The sequence below is a fragment of the Bradyrhizobium sp. USDA3010 genome (assembly GCF_056429065.1).
Window position 1 is genome coordinate 34,659 of record NZ_JBWJZD010000011.1, and the last position, 19,358, is coordinate 54,016.

Genomic DNA, 19,358 nt, shown 5'->3' on the forward strand with positions numbered 1-19,358 from the left:
CGCACAGGTTGATGCTGGCGCCGCGATACCGGATCGAACTTGCCGGCTGGCGACGGAACGTATCATCGGCACGCTGACGGCGAGCGCTCCGAAATCGGCGGAAGGTTACCTGCCTGCTCTCCGACCGGGCCGCGACGATCCCACCGGCGATCGTCCGCTCTGCGGAAATCGATGACGAAAGGGCGATGCCCATTGCCTATCGCATGGCTTGCCCCGGCTTCGCCCGCGAGAAGCGGCTTCGGCCTTGCACCATATTCCCGTCTATCATACCCCCGTCGGACCACGTTCCGCGCGAGCCGCAAGCGCGCGCCAATGCCGCAGGGAGCTCTCATGACCAAAAGCAACGCCCGCACCGGAGGCCAGATCCTGATCGACCAGCTGGTCGCGCAAGGGGTGGAGCGCGTCACCTGCGTGCCGGGCGAGAGCTACCTGGCGGCGCTCGACGCCTTGCATGACAGCCCGATCGACGTCGTGATCTGCCGCGCCGAGGGCGGTGCGGCGATGATGGCGGAGGCCTATGGCAAGCTCACCGGGCGCCCCGGCATCTGCTTCGTCACCCGCGGTCCCGGATCGACCAATGCCGCGCATGGCGTGCACATCGCGATGCAGGATTCCACCCCGATGATCCTGTTCGTCGGCCAGGTCGACACCGGCATGCGCGAGCGCGAGGCGTTCCAGGAACTCGACTACAAGGCGGTGTTCGGCACCATGGCGAAATGGGCGGTCGAGATCGATCGTCCAGACCGCATCCCGGAGCTGGTCGCGCGCGCCTTCCGTGTCGCGCTGCAGGGCCGCCCCGGTCCGGTCGTGATCTCGCTGCCGGAGAACATGCTGACTGAAACCGCAGCGGTCGCCGACGCGCCGAAGGTCGAGCCTGCGGTCACCTGGCCGGCGCCGTCGGATCTCGAACGGCTCGGCAGCATGCTCGCCGGCGCCAAGGCGCCGATCGTGGTGCTCGGCGGTTCGGCCTGGACCGCAGAGGCGGCCAAGGGCATTGCGCGCTTTGCCGAGCGCTTCGACCTTCCGGTCGCGACCTCGTTCCGCCGCGCCTCGCTGTTCGACGCCGACCATTCGCACTATGCCGGCGATCTCGGCATCGGCCCGAGCCCGAAGCTCAGGGATCGCTTCACCGGTGCCGACGTCATTCTCCTGATCGGCGGCCGCATGTCGGAGATGCCGTCCTCGTCCTACACGCTGCTCGACATTCCGGTGCCGAGCCAGCAGCTCATTCACGTGCATCCGGGCTCCGAAGAGCTCGGCCGCGTCTACCAGCCGGCGCTGGCGATCCAGGCGACGCCCGCGGCCTTCGCCGCCGCGGTCGAGAGCATGAAGCCCGCAGCCGCGCCCGCCTGGAAGGGCGAGGCGGCCAAGGCGCACGCGGACTATCTCGCTTGGACCGAGAAGCCGCGCGAGCTGCCGGGCCATTTCCAATACGGCGAGGTCGTGACCTGGCTGCGCGATCGGCTGCCGAAGGATGCGATCGTCTGCAACGGCGCCGGCAATTACGCCGGCTGGATTCATCGCCACCATCGCTTCCACGCTTTCGCAGCCCAGCTCGCGCCGACCTCGGGATCGATGGGCTATGGCGTGCCGGCGGCCGTGATGGCTAAGCGGCAGCATCCGGATCGCGTGGTCGTCGCGTTCGCCGGCGATGGCTGCTTCCTGATGAACGGGCAGGAGTTCGCCACCGCCGTGCAGTACGACGCGCCGCTGATCGTCGTCGTCATCGACAACGCGCAATACGGCACCATCCGCATGCATCAGGAACGCGACTACCCCGGCCGAGTCGTCGGCACCCAGCTCAAGAACCCGGACTTCGCGCTCTATGCAAAGGCGTTCGGCGGCCATGGCGAGCGGGTCGAGCGCACCGAAGACTTCGCGCCGGCCTTTGAGCGGGCGCTGGCCTCCGGCAAGCCGGCGATCCTGCACTGCCTGGTCGATCAGCGCGCGCTGTCGGTCGGCAAGGATTTTATGCCCGAGCAGGCGAAACGCTGATGCCTGAATCCGCCGGCCGTCACGTTGCGATCATCGGCGCCGGCGCGGTCGGCGTGATCAGTGCCATCGAGGCGCTGCGCGCGGGCCACCGAGTCACGCTGATCGACCCGGGCGAGCCCGGCGGCGCCCAGGCCGCGAGCTATGGCAATGCCGGCTGGCTGTCGTCGCATTCGGTGATCCCGCCGGCCGAGCCGGGCACCTGGAAGAAGGTGCCTGGCTATCTCATGGACCCGCTCGGGCCGCTTTCGATCCGCTGGTCGTATCTGCCGAAAGCCTTGCCGTGGCTGATCAAGTATCTGCTGTCGAGCCGGACCGAGGCGCAGGTCGAGGCCACCGCGCGGGCGATGCGCGATCTCTTGAAGGATGCGCCGCTGCTGCACCGGCAGCTCGCCGAGGAAGCCGGCGTGCCCGAACTGATCGAGCGGCGCGGGGTGATGCACGTATTTCCCTCGCGCGCGCCGTTCGACCGCGACCTCGGCTGGCGCATCCGCAAGCGCGTCGGCATCGAATGGCTGGAGCTCGATGAGGACGAGATGCGCCAGCGCGAGCCCGATCTGCATCCGCGCTACAAGTTCGGCGTCGTGGTTGAGGAAGCCGGTCGCTGCCGCGATCCCGGCGCCTACGTCGCAGCGCTCGCCGCGCACGCGATCGCGAACGGCGCCGAACGCGTCGCCGCCAAGGCCACAGGCCTCAAGCTCGCGGGCGACCGGCTCGTCGCCGTGGTCACCGAGACCGGCGAGATCGCCTGCGATGCCGCGGTCGTCGCCGCCGGTGCACGCTCGAAGCAACTGACCGCATCGATCGGCGACCCGCTGCCACTCGAGACCGAGCGCGGCTATCACGTCATGATCGAGAATCCGGAATCCGGCCCGCGCAATTCGATGATGGCGTCGGACGCCAAGATGGTGGTCAACTGGACCGACAAGGGCCTGCGCGCCGCTGGCACAGTGGAGATCGCGGGGCTCGACGCCGAGCCGAACTGGAAGCGCGCCGAGATCCTGCGCGAGCATCTCTTCAGCATGTTCCCGAAGCTGCCGAGGGACATTCCATCCTCGCGGATCAAGACCTGGTTCGGCCATCGCCCGAGCATGCCCGACGGGCGGCCGTGCATCGGCCACAGCCGCGCCTCGCGCGACGTTGTCTATGCCTTCGGCCACGGCCATGTCGGCCTGGTCGGCTCGGCCCGCACCGGCCGGCTGGTCGCGCAATTGCTCAGCGGCAAGGCGCCGGAGATACCGCTGCAGCCGTTCGCGCCGTCACGCTTCCTCTAGGAAGCCGCGGAGGCACGCCGACGTCAGCTCTCGCCGGCCCAGGCCGCGATCGCGGCCGGCGCGATCACGCGCCTCGGCGTGTGCGGGTTGATCGTTCCGGCGCTGACGTCTTGAGTCTGCACAAGCAGGGTGCGCGCAAACGCCTTGGCATCCTGCTCGGTCGTGAAGGTGCGGGTCTGGCGCGCGAAGCGGTGGTGTCCGGCGTCAGGGGTTCTGATGGCGAACGAGACGTACCAGGTGGCCTTGTCCATCTTCATCGCGCGTCTCAGGCGACGGTGGTTAGCCCGCGCGATCGGGACGTGGTGCTGGATGTTCGATATGCAAAAAGTGCCAAGGGAAGAATCCTGAAACACAACAGATGACGGCTAATTGGCTCTTCGGCGGACAGGAATGCTACAGGATCGGTGCGGATACCGATACTGGCGGCATATTACCTCTCAACCGTTGGGTGAAATGACAATGCGTCGTTGCGGTGTTGGTTCCTGCGGTGCGATGGCAACGTCGGGACGGACGCTCGGGTGACCCAAGGGGCCGTGCCGGATCAGGATCGCAGAATTGTGGGATGGGTAGAGCGCAGCGAAACCCATCCTACGAGTCGCGTATCCTTGGATCGTTCGGCTTTTCAGAATTTAACTTGACGCCGGACCCAACTCAGATGTTCAATACGCCCGTCTCGCCCGACACGAGGGGCGCTTCGCGGTCGTCACGAACGCGGGTCGAGATGCGGTGGACGCCGAGTGCGCAACAGACGAGTGCGCGCGACGCGGACGGTGAAGTCGTGTGGTCCTGACGCCCTAGCGGCCGGTGTCTCCCCGCAAAACGCGCAAGTGCTTTTGCGGAGACGGTGACAAGCAAGCCCAGTCTCGCCGGGGAGAGCACGAAGTAAGCCGTAACCCATCGCGCAGGGAAAGCCGGGCTGTTTCCGGTTACACCTGTGGTCCTACCTCCCGCGTTTTTTACTACGCGGGACCCATGGGTGCGATCGGCACCCGGCTTTCCCTGCGCCCTCTGTTCTCAGAGTGGCGGAACGAAATGCAAGACTCGGACAATTGATGTCGCGAGAAGGCGGGTGTGTGACTCATAGACCGTGCAACACATTCAGTGTCGTCCCGGCCTTGAGCCGGGACCCATAACCACGAATGCGAATTGGATTGCAGAGCTGTAGCCACAGCTCATCTCAACAACACAACCCTGTGGTTAGGGTCCCTGCTTTCGCAGGGACGACAGGGAAGATGCGACGATAGCGGTGCCTCTCTCACGATCCGATCCGCACCACCATCTTGCCCAGCGCCGCGCGGGTCTGCATCGTCGTGAACGCCGCGCGGAAATCGTCAAGCTCGAACACTTTGCCGACCACAGGCGTCAGTCGGCCGTCGTTCAGCCATGCCGACAATTGCGTCATCACGCGCGCCTGCGCCTCGGGCTCGCGGCGCGCGATCTGGGCGGCATCGACGCCGATCAGGAGACCACCCTTCAGAAGCGGCAGATTGAACGGCAGAGCGGGGATCTGGCCTGCCGCGAAGCCGACCACGACATGGCGGCCGTTCCAGGCGATCGAGCGGAACGCCTGCAGCGAGACCTCGCCGCCGACCGGATCGAAGATCACGTCGGGACCATTGCCGCCGGTTGCGTCCTTCAGCGCATCGCGCCAATCGGGCTTCGTGTAGTCGACGACAGCATCGGAGCCGAAGCTTGCGGCGAAGCTGCGCTTCTCGTCCGTCGAGGCCGCGGCAACGACGCGCGCACCGAGCAACTTGCCGACCTGGATCGCGGCGATGCCGGTGCCGCCGGCGGCACCGAGCACCAGCAGCTGCTCGCCGGCCTTGAGCGAGCCGCGCTCGGCGAGCGCATACAGCGCGGTGAGGTAATTGGTGCGGAAGGCCGCGGCGGCCTCCATCGACAGGCCATCGGGCATGACCTCGACGGCGGCAGGCGGCACCACGATGTACTCGGCCAGCGCGCCCGAGCGCGCCGCGCCCATCACCCGCATGCCCGGCGTGATGCCGGCGACGTCGCCCGCGACCGCGTCGACCACGCCAGCGAATTCCGCACCCGGCGTAAAGGGCAGGGCATCCTTGGTCTGGTAGCGGCCCTCGACCTTCAACCCATCGACGAAGCCGATGCTCGCGGCGTGGACCCGGACGCGGATCTGTCCGGGGCCGGGTTCGGGCGTGGTGATCTGCTTCAGCTCGATCTGATCAATAGGCGCATATTGCTCAACGACGACCGCCTTCATCCTGTCCTGCTCATTGGTTCGTTTCCCCCGGAGCCTTTTCCGTTCCGATTGAATCGGAACGGAACTCCAGAATCTTGTGTTGACGCGTTTTCTTCACGCGAACCGGTACCCACTTCGCTCGAAAACGCTCTCGGCAAACCTATCTCATCTCCGTTGTTCTACGGGGAGGCCTTTTGCGCATGCAGCGGCGGCGTCCCATGCGGAAAGCCAGCATCTTCAACGACATCGCGAAAAGGCCGACGTTTACCCGTTGTTATCCCTACCAAATTCGGTAACGCGTCCTTAATGGCGTTAACGCTAGGGTTTTCCACGCGGCCCGCACTGGGCTGCGCGCCGTCCAGGACGGGCAGGTTGCGTACGCGTTGGAGTCTCCTATGGATATCATGACTGGCGCCGGGCTGTTGGCTGGCATCATCGTCATCGCGGTGATGATGTTCATGGGCGGCGACCTGCACATGTTCATCTCCGAACACGCCATGATCATCATCTTCGGCGGCTCGATCGCGGCGACGATGATCCGTTTTCCGCTCGGCGTGATGCTGCACGGGCTGCCGCTCGGCGCCAAGTTTGCCTTCACGATGAGCCGGCTGTCGGCCCGCGACCTCGTCGACGAGCTCGCCCGCATCGCCGAGATCGCCCGCAAGCAGGGCCCGGTCGGCCTGGAGAAGGTCGAGACCGACGAGCCGTTCCTTGCCAAGGGCATCCGCTACGTCGCCGACGGCTACGACCTCGAATTCATCCGCGACAACATGGAGCGCGACCGCGACAATTTCCTGATGCACCTCGACGAGGGCAGCAAGATCTACCGCGCGATCGGCGACTGCGCGCCGGCCTTCGGCATGATCGGCACGCTGATCGGCATGGTGCAGATGTTCGCCAACATGACCGACCCTTCCAAGCTCGGCCCGTTCATGGCGACCGCGCTGCTCGCGACCCTGTACGGCGCGCTGGTGGCCAACCTGTTCTGCCTGCCGATCGCCGACAAGCTGCACGGCAAGCTGCTCGACGAGGAGACCAACCGCACGCTGATCATCGACGGCATCCTGATGATCCGCGATTCCAAGAGCCCGGCGCTGGTGCGCGAGATGCTGCTGGCCTACCTGCCGGAAAAGCATCGCAACGAGGAGGGTGAGCCGGTTCCGGCCTGACGGCCCCGACTGGCGCTCCCGGGACAGCAGCGATGGCCAAGAAAAAGCGCGGCGACGCCCATACCGGAGGTCACGGCTGGTTCGTGACCTTCGCCGACCTGATGGGCCTGATGATGAGCTTCTTCGTGATGCTCGTCGCGTTCTCCACCATGGACAACAACAAGCTGAAGATCGTCGCGGGCTCGATGCGCGACGCCTTCGGCGTGCAGACCAATGTGCGCTATTCCGGCATCGTCGAGTCCGATGGCCTGCCGACCCGGCCGAAGCTGAAGAATGTCGAGCACATCTCACCGGAGGAATCCTCCGCCAATCCGACGCCGGACGAAAAGGAGCGCAGCCAGATCAACGGCGCGCGGCTGAAGATCGACCGCGAATTCGCGCTGGCCTCGGCCTCGCTGCGGCAGGCGCTGCAGGACATGCCGGAGCTGACCGAGATTTCCAAGAACATCATGTTCGAGGAGACCAAGGAGGGGCTCAACCTCGAGATCGTCGACCAGGACGGCCGCTCGATGTTCGCCGACGGCTCCCGGGAGCCATATGAGCGCACCCGCCGGCTGATCCAGAAGCTCGCCGCGCCGCTGAAGGCGACGCCGCTGCGGATCGCGATCGTGGGGCATACAGCCGCAGGCTTCGTGCCGGCGCGCAGCGATTACGATGCCTTCGACCTGTCCGCGGACCGCGCTAATGCGGTGCGGCAGATCCTGGAGCGGGAAGGGCTGCCGCCGTCCCATATCTTCGCGGTTTCCGGCAAGGCGGACGGCCAGCCGCTGTTTCCCGACGATCCGACGCTGCCGGCGAACCGTCGCGTGACCATCACTTTGATGCGGGAAAATCCGCCATTGCCGCCGGATCTGAAGCCGTAGCTCAGGGTTACCATGCTACCGCCTTTTGCCATGTTGGTTGGTTGACAGGCGGGGCGGAAGCGTCGATAGCCGCGCGGATCAAAATCAACCGATCGGGCGTTCCAACCTCGCCATGGCTGTCAGCGTCTCATCCACCGAAGCCCAGGAGACCCAAGGCACGGGGCAAGGCAAGGGCCAAGGCGCCTCCGGCTTCTGGGCCCTGACACTGGGCAGCATCGGAGTGGTGTTCGGCGATATCGGAACTTCGCCGCTCTACGCATTCCGCGAGGCGGTCGGCGGCGCCGCGCACGGCCAGCCGGTGACCCGCATCATGGTGCTCGGCGTGCTCAGCCTGATCCTGTGGGCGCTGTTCACCGTCGTCACCGCCAAATACGTCCTGCTGCTGCTGCGCGCCGATAATAATGGCGAGGGCGGCACGCTGTCGCTGATGGCGCTCGGCCAGCGCGCGATCGGGCGGCGCAGCTGGCCGCTGCTCGCGCTCGGCGTGGTTGGTGCCTCGATGTTCATCGGCGATTCCATGATCACGCCGGCGATCTCGGTGCTGTCGGCGGTCGAAGGCCTCAAGCTCGCGACGCCGCATCTCGAGCACTATGTGGTGCCGCTGACGATCCTGATCCTCGTGCTGCTGTTCTCGGTGCAGCGCACCGGCACCGCGCGCGTCGCCTCGGCCTTCGGCCCGGTGATGGTGGTGTGGTTCGCCTCGCTCGCGGTGATGGGGCTGGTCCACATCATGGACGATCCGTCGGTGCTGGCGGCGATCAATCCCTATTACGCAATCCAGTTCCTGCTGACCCACGGCACCGTCGGCCTGGTGACCTTGGGCGCAGTGTTCCTCGCGGTGACCGGCGGCGAGGCGCTCTACGCCGACCTCGGGCATTTCGGCCGCAAGCCGATCCAGTCCGGCTGGCTGTTCTTCGTGCTGCCGTCGCTGCTGCTGAATTATTTCGGGCAGGGCGCGCTGGTGCTGTCCGATCCGGCCGCGATCGAGAACTCGTTCTACCGCATGGTGCCGGAGGTGCTGCTGCTGCCGCTGATCGGGCTCGCCACTGCTGCGACCGTGATCGCGAGCCAGGCCGTGATCACCGGCGCCTATTCCCTGATCAGCCAGGCGGTGCAGCTTGGGCTCTTGCCGCGCTTCGAGGTCCGCTACACCTCGGAGACCCATGCCGGCCAGATCTACCTGCCGCGCGTCAACCGGCTGCTGCTGATCGGCGTGCTGCTGCTGGTGCTTCTGTTCCGCACCTCGAGCGGGCTCGCCTCGGCCTACGGCATCGCCGTCTCCACCACCATGGTCGCCGACGGCATCATGGGCTTCATCGTGATCTGGAAGCTGTGGAACTGGCGCGTGGCGTCGGCCGCCGCATTGATCCTGCCCTTCGTGATCGTCGACATGACCTTCTTCAGCGCCAATCTCTTGAAGCTGTTCGAGGGCGCGTGGGTGCCGCTGCTGTTCGGCGTCGTGATGGCGACGATGATCTGGACTTGGCGTCGCGGCGCCGCGATCCTGATCGCCAAGACCCGCCGCATCGAGGTGCCGCTGCGCGACCTGATCCACAGCCTGGAGAAGCGGCCGCCGCATATCGTCAAGGGCACCGCGGTGTTCCTGACCAGCGATCCCAGCTTCGTGCCGACCGCGCTCTTACACAATCTCAAGCACAACAAGGTGCTGCACGAGCACAATGTGATCCTGACCATCGAGACCGCACCGACACCGCGCGTCGACGTGTCGGAGCGCGTGACCATGGAGAAGGTCAGCGACAAGTTCACCGCGGTGCGGCTGCGCTTCGGCTACATGGAATCGCCGAACGTGCCGAAGGCGCTCGCGGTCGCGCGCAAGCTCGGCTGGCAGTTCGACATCATGTCGACCTCGTTCTTCGTGTCGCGCCGGTCGCTGAAGCCGTCCGCCCAATCCGGGATGCCGCAGTGGCAGGACCACCTGTTCATCGCGATGAGCCGGTCAGCCAACGACGCTACCGACTATTTCCAGATCCCGACCGGGCGGGTCGTTGAAGTGGGTACTCAGGTAACTATTTGATGCGGCAACGGATTCGGCAGTTGAAAAGCCGTGATCTATGCGTGATATGCATGGCGGAGACCTGAATCCGGGCTAACCTATGCATTCCTGCCGGGAGTATAGGCCTGCAACCCGGCATTGTGCGGTGCGGCAGAAGACAGAGGCGCAGCTTCCCATGTCATCCGAGAGTGCGATCACCGCGGCGGAAACGCCCGCGGCAAACGGCCATGGCGAGGCGCATTCAACCGCCACCTTCAAGGCGCTGATGCTCGGCAGCATCGGCGTTGTCTATGGCGACATCGGTACCAGCCCGCTATACGCGCTGCGCGAAGCCGTCGTCGCAGCCGCCGGCGGCGAGGGCGCCGTGACGGCGCATGCAGTGCTCGGCGTGCTCAGCCTGATCCTGTGGGCGCTGATCGTCGTCGTGACGCTCAAATATGTCGTGATCCTGCTGCGTGCCGACAACAATGGCGAGGGCGGCACGCTGGCGCTAATGGCACTGGCGCAGCGCGCAGTCACCAAGGGCGGAGCCGCGATCGTGCTGCTCGGCATCATCAGCGGCGCGCTGTTCTACGGCGACGCCGTGATCACGCCGGCGCTGTCGGTGCTGTCGGCCATCGAGGGCATCAAGCTCGTCACCTCGACATTCGATCCCTATGTGGTCCCACTCACGGTGGTGATCCTGGTCGCTCTGTTCGCGGTGCAGTCGCGCGGCACCGCGCGCGTCGCCGCGTTCTTCGGCCCGGTAATGTGCGTGTGGTTCGCCGTGATCGCGATCGCGGCGCTGCCGCAGATCGTGCGGCACCCCGAGGTGCTGTACGCGTTCAACCCGATCCTTGCGGTGTCGTTCATGCTGCATCACGGCGTGATCGGCTTCATCACCCTCGGTGCGGTCTTCCTCGCGGTGACCGGCGCGGAGGCGCTCTATGCCGACCTCGGTCACTTCGGCAAACGCCCGATCCAGACCGCGTGGCTGTTCATCGTGCTGCCGTCGCTGGCGCTGAACTATCTCGGGCAGGGCGCGCTTCTGATCGGCGATCCCAAGGGCATCGAGAACCCGTTCTTCCTGATGTTCCCGGACTGGGCGTTGATTCCGATGGTCGCGCTTGCGACCATGGCGACCGTGATCGCGAGCCAGGCCGTCATCACCGGCGCCTACTCGCTGACCCGGCAGGCGATCCAGCTCGGCCTGATGCCGCGGTTCGAAATCCGCCATACGTCGGAGGCGCATTCCGGCCAGATCTACATGCCGCGCATCAACCGGTTCCTGTTCATCGCGGTGATCGTGCTGGTGCTGATGTTCCGCTCGTCGAGCGCGCTGGCGTCGGCCTACGGCATCTCAGTGACCGGCACCATGGTGGTGACGGCGATGATGGGCTTCGTGGTGATCTGGAAGGTCTGGCGCTGGTCGCCGCTCGCCGCCGCCGCGCTGGTCGCGCCGTTCCTGTTCTTGGACATCACATTCCTGGCCGCCAACCTGCTCAAGGTGTTCGAGGGCGGCTGGGTGCCGCTTGCCCTCGGCGGGGCGATGATCGTGGTGATGTACACTTGGCGGCGCGGCAGCCGGCTGTTGTTCGAGAAGTCGCGCAAGCTGGAATTCCCGCTCGCCGATCTCGTCGCGATGCTGGAGAAGCGGCCGCCGCAGCGCGTCTCCGGGACGGCTGTGTTCCTGACCAGCGATCCCGTCAGCGCGCCGACCGCGCTGATGCACAGCCTCAAGCACTACAAGGTGCTGCACGAGAAGAACGTCATCCTGACCATCGAGACCGCGCCGACGCCGCGCATCGATCCGTCCGAGCGGGTCCGGATGGAGCAGCTGACCGAGACCTTCTCCAAGGTGACACTGAAGTTCGGCTTCATGGAGCAGCCGAACGTGCCGAAGACGCTGGCGATCGCCCGCAAGCTCGGCTGGCAGTTCGACATCATGTCGACCTCGTTCTTCCTGTCCCGCCGCGCGCTGAAGCCGGCGGTACACTCGGGCATGCCGAGCTGGCAGGACCATCTGTTCATCGCGCTGAGCCGCTCCTCGAACGATGCCACCGACTATTTCCAGATCCCGACCGGGCGGGTGGTCGAGGTCGGTACGCAAGTCACGATCTAGGGTCCACGATCCAGCGTTTCCGCGCGGCATCTAACCCGTTTCGGGCGCTTGATTTTCTCCGCGCGAGAGGCGACTTTGCGGCCCGGACCGGCGAGCCGCACGACGCTCGCCCAAGCTGATATCGGGAGGATATTTCCGTGGCGGACCACAAGGTGGAAGATTTGTTTCCGGACGAGGTGTCGAAGGGCATAGCCGAAGGCCGCTATCTCCTGGTCGACGTCCGCGAGCCCAATGAGGTCGCCGTCGAGGCCTATCCCGATGGCGTCGTGGTGCCGTTGTCGACGTTCGATCCATCAGCGATTCCCGATCCGCAGGGCAAGCAGGTGGTGTTCGCCTGCCGCTCCGGCAAGCGCTCGGTGACGGCCTCGCTGGCGGCTCAGGCCGCGGGCCTGCCCTACGACAGGCATCTGGCGGGCGGCATTATCGGCTGGAAGGCGGCGGGACTGCCCACCAAGACGGGCGGCTGATCCCTGACATGACCTCCATGAACAAGGTCTTCGCGGACCTTCCCGTCACCATCTTCGAGGCGATGTCGCAGGCGGCGCGCGACAACAACGCCATCAATCTCGGCCAAGGCTTTCCCGACGATCCCGGACCGGAGGACATCCGCCGCGCCGCCGCGGACGCGTCCATCAACGGCTACAACCAGTATCCGTCGATGATGGGCATTCCGGAACTCCGTCAGGCGATCGCATCGCATTACGGCCACTGGCACGGGCTCAAGCTCGATCCGATGACCGAGGTGATGGTCACCTCCGGCGGCACCGAGGCGCTGACCTCCTCGATCCTGTCCGTGGTCGAACCCGGCGACGAGGTGGTCTGCTTTCAGCCTGTGTATGATTCCTATCTGCCGATCATCCGCCAGGCCGGCGGCATTCCGCGTCTGTTGCGGCTCGAGCCGCCGGAGTGGCGGCTGAACGAGGAGATGCTGCGCAGCGTCTTCAACCACAAGACCAAGGCGGTGCTGTTCAACAATCCGCTCAACCCGGCGGCGGTGGTCTATCCGCGCGAGGACCTCGAACTGCTGGCGCGGTACTGCCAGGAGTTCGACGTGGTCGCGATCTGCGACGAGGTCTGGGAGCACGTCGTGTTCGACGGCCGCGAGCACATCCCGCTGATCACGATCCCGGGCATGCGCGACCGCACCATCAAGGTCGGCAGCGCCGGCAAGATCTTCTCGCTGACCGGATGGAAGATCGGGTTCGTCTGCGCCGCGCCGCCGCTGCTGCGCGTCACTGCGAAGGTGCACCAGTTCCTCACCTTCACGACGGCGCCGAATCTGCAGGCCGCGGTCGCGTACGGCCTCAGCAAGCCGGACGATTATTTCTTCGACATGCGCAAGGACATGGCGCGCAGCCGCGACCGCCTCACAAAGGGATTGGAGAGCATTGGCTTTCCGGTGCTGAAGTCGCAGGGGACTTACTTCCTCACCGTCGATCTGTCGCCGCTTGGTCTGAATGAGACCGATGCGGAGTTCTGCTGGCGAATTGTGCAGGATTACAAGGTCGCGGCTATTCCAGTGTCGGCGTTTTACGAGCAGGATGCGGTGACGTCGGTCGTGCGGTTCTGTTTCGCCAAGAAGGATTCGACGCTCGACACCGCGCTGGAGCGGCTGTCCGACGCAGTGCATCGTCGCAAGAGGTAGACCAGAATGCAGAAGCAGAGCCGTCGTCTCGTCAACTTTGTCGGTACGGTCGCCACGGTTCTGTTGTTTGCTGCCTCCGCACGTACGGAGGAGCGCACGGTCAACTTCTACAACTGGTCGAACTACATGGCGCCGGGAGTCCTCGAGGACTTCACCAAGGAAACCGGTATCAAGGTGGTCTACGACACGTTCGACGCCAACGAGACGCTGGAGACGCGGCTGCTTGCCGGCAAGTCGGGCTACGACGTCGTGGTGCCGACCGGCTATTTCCTGCAGCGCCAGATCACCGCGAAGGTGTTCCTCAAGCTCGACAAGTCGAAGCTGCCGAACCTTGCCAATGCGTGGCCGGTGGTAACCGGTCAGCTCGCGACCTACGATCCCGGCAACAATTACGGCGCCAACTACATGTGGGGCACCACCGGCATCGGCTACAACGTCAAGATGGCGGAGAAGATTCTCGGGCCCGACGCCAGGATCGACAGCTGGGACATGGTGTTCAAGCCGGAGAACCTCGCCAAGTTCAAGGATTGCGGCATCCACATGCTGGATTCCGCCGACGACATCCTGCCGGCGGCGCTGAGCTATCTCGGGCTGGATCCGAACTCGACCAAGCAGCCTGACCTCGAGAAGGCCGCCGATCTCGTCATCAAGATCCGGCCCTATGTGCGCAAATTCCACTCGTCCGAATATCTCAGCGCGCTGGCCTCTGGTGAGATCTGCTTCGTGGTCGGATGGTCGGGCGACATCATGCAGGCGCGCAGCCGGGCAGCGGAAGCCAAGTCCGGCGTCGAGATCGGCTACACGATTCCGAAGGAGGGCGCGCAGATGTTCTTCGACAATCTCGCAATTCCGGCGGACGCAAAGAACGTCGCTGAAGCCTATGAGCTGATCAACTACCTCTACCGTCCCGACGTCGCGGCGCAGAATTCGAACTTCCTGTCCTATGCCAATGGCAATCTGGCGAGCCAGAAGCTGATCGATCCGAAGATATTCAACGACAAGAACATCTATCCCGACGAGGCGATGCAGAAGAAGCTGTTCGTGATCACGGCGCGCGATCCGGCGACGCAGCGGATCATCAACCGGCTGTGGACCCGCGTGAAGACCGGGAAGTGACGCGAAGCGCCACGGTTGTATGAGCCGTCATTGCGAGCGCAGCGAAGCAATCTATCTCGCCACACGAGGTGGACCTGGATTGCTTCGTCGCTTCGCTCCTCGCAATGACGGGGTAAGGCTGCCGCTAACCTACCGCCAGCGCCGGTGCAGCCAGAGCCACTGATCCGGATATTCGCGGACCCAGCCCTCGATGATGTCGGTGATCGCCTGCATCGTGCCCTGGATATCGATCTGGCCGGATGCGTCGAATACCGGCTTCACTTCCTCGGTGACCTCGCCGCGGAAGCGGCCGTCGGGCAGGCGGATGATCCGGGTACCGTGGATCGGGCAGTCGATCTGGCGGCGCAGGCGCGCCAGCAGCGGGTTAGCGGTGGTCTTGCGGCCGAAGAAGGTGACCGGAACGCCGTTGGTCAAATACTGGTCGACCAGCATCGCGACGTGCTGACCGCGCTGAAGCGCCTGCGCCAGCTTGAGCGGCGCGTCGCGGCCGGCCGGGACCAGCGTGCCCAGATTGACTGCGCGGATGCGTTCGATGGCGCGGTCGGCGGCTTCGATGTTCGGCCGCCGGAACAGAATCGTAGCATCGAGCCCATGTGCCGCCGCGGCAATCGGAGAGAGCTCCCAGTTGCCGAGATGTGCGGCAAAGAACAAGGCCGGCTTGCCGTCGTCACGCAACTGGTCGAACAGCTGCTTGCTGCGCGCCGAGAATTCGACGCGGCCAGGCTTGTCGGGATTCCGGGGATCGTGGTCCCAGATGCGGTCGATGTGCGCGAATTCGGCGCCGATGCGTCCGAGGTTGTGCCAGACGCCGGTCAGGATCTCTTCGATCTCCTGCGGCGACTTTTCCGGGAAGGCGGCAGTGAGGTTCTCGCGGCCGATGCGGTCCTCGCGCAGCCGGCGGCCGATGAAATGCGCGGCGCGGCCGAAGAACCGTGCGGTCTTCTCCGGATCGAAATAGCGCGTGGTGCGCAGCAGGCCGATCGTCAGCCCGCCGATCGCCGCATCGGTGACAGGCTTTGCGGCATCACGCAGATGCGCGCGGGCGCGAAGGAGCAGGCGTTTCATCTGATGAGGCGAGGGCGGCGCTAGGCCGGCTCGCGCGTCAGGATCAGCGAAGCGTTCTGCCCGCCGAACCCGAACGAGTTCGACATCACGGCGGTCACCTTGGCGTCGCGCGCCTTGTTGCCGACCACATCGAACGGGATCGCGGGATCGGGCACCTCGTAATTGATCGTCGGCGGAATCCGCTGATGCTCGAGCGTGAGCAGCGAGAAGATCGCCTCGACCGCACCGGCTGCCGAGATGGTGTGGCCGACCATCGATTTGTTCGACGACACCGGAATGTTTTTGGTGTGTTCGCCGAACACCGCCGCGGTCGCAAGATATTCCATCTTGTCGTTTTCCGGCGTCGAGGTGCCGTGCGCGTTGATGTGGTCGATTTGCTCGGGCTCCATGCCCGCGTCAGCAAGTGTCTTGCGCACGCAGCCGATCGCCGGCTTGCCGTCGGGGGCGGAGCGGGTGCGATGGAAGGAGTCGGTGAGCTCGCCGCAGCCGGCGACGACGCCCAGGATGCGCGCGCCGCGCGCCATCGCGGCGTCGTAGCTCTCGAGCACCAGTGCGCCGGCGCCTTCGGCCATCACGAAGCCGTCGCGGTTTTTCGAGAACGGCTTCGAGGCGCCCTGGGGCGGATCGTTCTGGGTAGAGAGGGCCGACAGCAGCGAGAAGCGCACCAGGGCTTCCGGATTGACCGAGCCGTCGGTCGCGACGCACAGCGTTGCATCGGTTTCGCCGCGGCGGATCGCCTCGACGCCGAGCTGGATCGCGGTCGCGCCGGACGCGCAAGCCGTCGAGAGCGAAATCGGCGACCCCTTGGTGCCGAAGGTCTCGGCGAGGTTGAGCGCGACCGAACCGAAGGTGAAGCGCCGGTGGAAGTGCGCAAACTTGCCGCCGCTGCAGGTCGCCAGATAGTCGATGATGCCAAAGTCCCTGGTCGGAACCTCGCGCGCCACTTCGAGCCGCTGCGGCCACTCGGTCTCGATCGGCGCGACCGCCAGAAACAGCGGGCCGGGGAAGTCGCCCTTGCTGCCGATGCCGGACTGCTCCAGCGCCTCTTCAGTCGCGATCTCCGCCAGGCGCTGCGACAGGCTGGTTGAGGAGAACGGGTCGACGGTGACGAAGTCGACGGCGCCGGCCATCGTCGTCTTCAGACTGTCGAGCGGGAAGCGCGTCACGGTCTTGATACCGGACTCGCCCGCGCTGAGGCGCTTCCAATTGTCGGTCTTGCCGCCGCCGAGCGACGTCACGATTCCCATGCCGGTCACGACGACGATCGGTCGGCCGAATTTATCGCGTGGTGCTGTCATGGTGTCCCCGTCGGTGCTTGCGCCGAATTACTTGACGGCCTCGACCAGTGCCATGCCTTCGCCCTGCCAGTGGCCGACCCCCAACACGACAATCTGGGTTGGCGCTTCGGTCTTTTCAACCTCCAGCCCGGTCGGGTCGTTGGCCGGATAGAGCGCGCCGCGAGAAATCGACAACGCGGCCAGCGCGAGCCCGAGCGGGAACTGCGCCTCCATGGTATGCCCAAAGGTCGTTCCGGTGGCGCGCACGGCAAGGCCGGGATGCTGCCCGAGGAATTCGCGCTCCTCGGCGGTCGCCGGCTCGGCGCCGGTTGCGCCCGTGATCAGGATCGCGTTGTCGTTGCTGACCCCGAGCTGCGGCCACATCGCCTGCAGCGACTTCGTCACTGCGCCGGGCTGCTTGCGCTTGGCAAGATCGGCGACCACCTTGGTCAGCTTGGCATACGGCTTGGCGCCGCGCGCCTCAGCGTGCTCGCGCGATTCCATCACCAGAAATACGCCGGCAGAGCCGATGGCGAAGCCCGGGTTGTTTCGGCGGGCCCAGACCGAGGCGTATTCACCCTTGAGGGCGAAGTCGCCGAACGAATAGAGCATCAAGAGGTCGCCGCGATCGCCATTGTGGGCCGCGCCGACCAGCGCGATGTCGCTCTGTCCGGCCCCGATGCGTGCGACGGCGATTCGCGCAGCGTCGATGCTCGAGGCCTCCTCGCCCATGAAGGTGCGCGACGTCCCGCACACGCCGTGAACGATCGCGATGTTGCCGGCAAGCAGGTTGGAGAGCTGCGCCAGGAACAGCGTCGGGCGCAGCTCGTTCATCAGCTTTTCGTTGAGGGCGGCAGGCGGCAGCTTGCCCTGCGCATCGGCGTTCATGATCGCCAGGTCGACATTGAGGTCACGCTCGCCGCCACCGGCTGCGATGATCATGTCCATCCGCGACAGGATTTCCTGATTGCCTTTGACGCCGGCGGAATCAAGCGCCAGCCCGGCGGCGTAGGTGCCGATCCGCTGCCACGTCTCCATCTGACGCTGATCGCCCTTCTTCGGGATCTGCGCGTCGAAGCTGACGGGGGCGATCGGATGGATCACGTACGGCGCGAGACGCTTCTCGTCGGCATTGACGCGCTTGGCGCCGAGCGCCTCCCAATGCGCATCCAGCCCCTCGCCGAGCGAGGAGAGTAGGCCGACGCCGGTGATCCAGACTTCCTTCTCAGCCATGACTCATTGCCTGCAGTGGAAACCCGATCTTGTTTGCGAGCGCATCCATGTGCACACGCAAGTCCGGGCTGGGGAAGGGGATATGACGGAAGGTCAGCTCGGCGTTGCACTTCAGCTCCTTGCCGACGCGGACCTTCGCCGAGGTCACGGTGAAGCCTGAACCTTCGTGTTCGATCCTGGCTTCGATCGTCAGTACCGAGCCGGGGCTGACGAAGCCACGCATCTTGGCTTCCTTGACCATGGCGAGGAAGGGCATGCGCTCGAACTTGGTCAGACCGAGGATCAGCCAGCCCGAGCTCTGGGCCATTGCTTCGGTGAGCAACACGCCGGGCATGATCGGGTAGCCCGGGAAGTGCCCCGTGAACACAGAGTGGCTGTCCGGCGGGACATCCGCCTCGACGACAATCGTCTTTGCGTCGAGGTTGAGGTCGACAATCCGATCGATCAGCTGAAAAGTCTCAAGCTGCATGATGGGCGATTACGAGGCCGAGCCTGTGCCCGCGTTTTTGGCCGCAACCAGCTCGTCGATGCGGTCGGCGAGATTCTGCAACACGAAGTACTGCTCCGTCGTGGCCTTGCCGTCGTTGACCTCCTGGGTCCACTTCTCAAGCGGCATCTTGATCCCGAAAGCCTTGTCGATGGCAAAGGCGATGTCGAGGAAGTCTAGGCTGTCGATCCCCAGATCGTCGATCGCGTGGCTCTCCGGCTTGATCGTATCGCGCGGGATGTCGCAGGTCTCCGCGATAATGTTGGCGATCTGCTCGAATGTGGAGGACATCATTAAGCCTTTGATATATTGAAGGTAATTCCGGGTCGGCTCGGAGGAGGCGGGCGCGGTGCCCCGGATTGCCTGATTGCTGCAGCCGGAGTCGTGTGCCCGTATATCGGAGCAGGGCCGTTAGTTCAATGGAGCTTGGCCGGCCTGGCGAGGACGGTTTTTGGGTACGGTTCCGGCCTGCCTAGCTGCGTGGCATCACCGTAATCTTCGCGCAATCCCGGCGTCCCATCAGCACGCAATCCTGGGTCTTGCGCAAATCGGCGATGCTCATGGCGAGCCAGATACCGATCGCGGTGAGCGCCACGGTGAAGGCGAAGGCGGCGATGTTGGCAAGCATGCGCTGGCGGAAATCGTCCGGCTCCTCGCGCGGCTTCTCATAGCGGGAGAGGTCGTTGGCGACGGACACAGGAGCGACGGAAGTCGAGCAGGTCGATCGGACCGCCTCCTCGCGCTTGCCGGGCGGCTGCGCCGAGGTACGCGGCCGGAATTTCAGCACCACGTGCTCGTCATCCGAGGAAATTGGCCGCTGCGTCTTCACTGTTGTCAGTCCGGTCGCGTCGCCGCCCATGTTTAGCATGTTCGCTGCGCTTCACACCTAAAATCTTGATGCGCGCAG

Annotated in this window: 17 protein-coding genes; 9 read left to right on the top strand and 8 right to left on the bottom strand. The window is 65.0% G+C overall.

Features of this window, described 5'->3' with window-relative positions:
• Window positions 1-330 precede the first annotated feature (330 nt).
• Together AC066Y_RS18630 and AC066Y_RS18635 are read left to right on the top strand one after the other, a co-directional pair.
• Window positions 331-1,995, top strand: coding sequence for a thiamine pyrophosphate-binding protein (locus AC066Y_RS18630; RefSeq protein WP_478275157.1), 1,665 nt, complete (start codon window positions 331-333; stop codon window positions 1,993-1,995).
• The gene (locus tag AC066Y_RS18635) at window positions 1,995-3,266 is read left to right on the top strand and encodes an NAD(P)/FAD-dependent oxidoreductase (RefSeq protein WP_478275158.1); all 1,272 of its coding nucleotides are present in this window, start codon (window positions 1,995-1,997) and stop codon (window positions 3,264-3,266) included. Before AC066Y_RS18630 ends, AC066Y_RS18635 begins: the two co-directional genes overlap by 1 nt.
• 23 nt (window positions 3,267-3,289) lie before the next feature.
• On the opposite strand, the gene AC066Y_RS18640 is transcribed toward AC066Y_RS18635, so the two are convergent.
• Complete coding sequence (locus AC066Y_RS18640; protein ID WP_212315139.1) at window positions 3,290-3,523, bottom strand: hypothetical protein; 234 nt, start codon at window positions 3,521-3,523, stop codon at window positions 3,290-3,292.
• Window positions 3,524-4,521: 998 nt separating this feature from the next.
• The gene (locus AC066Y_RS18645; protein ID WP_478275159.1) at window positions 4,522-5,502 is read right to left on the bottom strand and encodes an NADPH:quinone oxidoreductase family protein; all 981 of its coding nucleotides are present in this window, start codon (window positions 5,500-5,502) and stop codon (window positions 4,522-4,524) included.
• A gap of 374 nt (window positions 5,503-5,876) precedes the next feature.
• On the opposite strand from AC066Y_RS18645, the gene AC066Y_RS18650 reads away from it, so the two are divergent.
• The 7 genes from AC066Y_RS18650 to AC066Y_RS18680 all read left to right on the top strand — a co-directional run bounded on the left by AC066Y_RS18650 (window position 5,877) and on the right by AC066Y_RS18680 (window position 14,389).
• Window positions 5,877-6,650: a motility protein A gene (locus tag AC066Y_RS18650; protein WP_029078588.1), complete on the top strand. Its 774-nt coding sequence runs from the start codon at window positions 5,877-5,879 to the stop codon at window positions 6,648-6,650.
• Between the two features lie 32 nt (window positions 6,651-6,682).
• The gene (locus AC066Y_RS18655) at window positions 6,683-7,513 is read left to right on the top strand and encodes an OmpA/MotB family protein (RefSeq protein ID WP_097672457.1); all 831 of its coding nucleotides are present in this window, start codon (window positions 6,683-6,685) and stop codon (window positions 7,511-7,513) included.
• Window positions 7,514-7,625: 112 nt separating this feature from the next.
• On the top strand, window positions 7,626-9,548 hold the full coding sequence (locus AC066Y_RS18660; RefSeq protein ID WP_478275160.1) for a potassium transporter Kup: 1,923 nt from the start codon (window positions 7,626-7,628) through the stop codon (window positions 9,546-9,548).
• 154 nt (window positions 9,549-9,702) lie between these two features.
• The gene (locus AC066Y_RS18665; protein ID WP_478275161.1) at window positions 9,703-11,628 is read left to right on the top strand and encodes a potassium transporter Kup; all 1,926 of its coding nucleotides are present in this window, start codon (window positions 9,703-9,705) and stop codon (window positions 11,626-11,628) included.
• 137 nt (window positions 11,629-11,765) lie between these two features.
• Complete coding sequence (locus AC066Y_RS18670) at window positions 11,766-12,095, top strand: rhodanese-like domain-containing protein (protein ID WP_478275162.1); 330 nt, start codon at window positions 11,766-11,768, stop codon at window positions 12,093-12,095.
• Window positions 12,096-12,103: 8 nt separating this feature from the next.
• Entirely contained in the window at window positions 12,104-13,273 is a 1,170-nt protein-coding gene (locus tag AC066Y_RS18675) for an aminotransferase (protein ID WP_478275163.1), read from the top strand.
• 6 nt (window positions 13,274-13,279) lie between these two features.
• Window positions 13,280-14,389, top strand: coding sequence for a polyamine ABC transporter substrate-binding protein (locus AC066Y_RS18680; protein WP_478275164.1), 1,110 nt, complete (start codon window positions 13,280-13,282; stop codon window positions 14,387-14,389).
• 129 nt (window positions 14,390-14,518) lie between these two features.
• Here AC066Y_RS18680 and AC066Y_RS18685 read toward each other — a convergent pair whose 3' ends face one another.
• The 6 genes from AC066Y_RS18685 to AC066Y_RS18710 all read right to left on the bottom strand — a co-directional run bounded on the left by AC066Y_RS18685 (window position 14,519) and on the right by AC066Y_RS18710 (window position 19,280).
• The gene (locus tag AC066Y_RS18685; RefSeq protein WP_478275165.1) at window positions 14,519-15,454 is read right to left on the bottom strand and encodes a lipid A biosynthesis lauroyl acyltransferase; all 936 of its coding nucleotides are present in this window, start codon (window positions 15,452-15,454) and stop codon (window positions 14,519-14,521) included.
• A gap of 20 nt (window positions 15,455-15,474) precedes the next feature.
• Window positions 15,475-16,752 carry a beta-ketoacyl-ACP synthase gene (locus AC066Y_RS18690; protein WP_212315125.1) on the bottom strand — a complete coding sequence of 426 codons (1,278 nt, stop codon included), beginning with the start codon at window positions 16,750-16,752 and terminating at the stop codon, window positions 15,475-15,477.
• A gap of 27 nt (window positions 16,753-16,779) precedes the next feature.
• Window positions 16,780-17,964: a beta-ketoacyl-ACP synthase gene (locus AC066Y_RS18695; protein WP_478275166.1), complete on the bottom strand. Its 1,185-nt coding sequence runs from the start codon at window positions 17,962-17,964 to the stop codon at window positions 16,780-16,782.
• Complete coding sequence (locus tag AC066Y_RS18700; RefSeq protein ID WP_092112914.1) at window positions 17,957-18,433, bottom strand: 3-hydroxyacyl-ACP dehydratase FabZ family protein; 477 nt, start codon at window positions 18,431-18,433, stop codon at window positions 17,957-17,959. Before AC066Y_RS18700 ends, AC066Y_RS18695 begins: the two co-directional genes overlap by 8 nt.
• A gap of 9 nt (window positions 18,434-18,442) precedes the next feature.
• Entirely contained in the window at window positions 18,443-18,742 is a 300-nt protein-coding gene (locus AC066Y_RS18705) for an acyl carrier protein (RefSeq protein ID WP_021081038.1), read from the bottom strand.
• Window positions 18,743-18,923: 181 nt separating this feature from the next.
• Window positions 18,924-19,280 (bottom strand): hypothetical protein, encoded by a 357-nt coding sequence (locus AC066Y_RS18710; protein ID WP_478275320.1) that lies wholly within the window; start codon window positions 19,278-19,280, stop codon window positions 18,924-18,926.
• Between the last annotated feature and the right edge of the window lie 78 nt (window positions 19,281-19,358).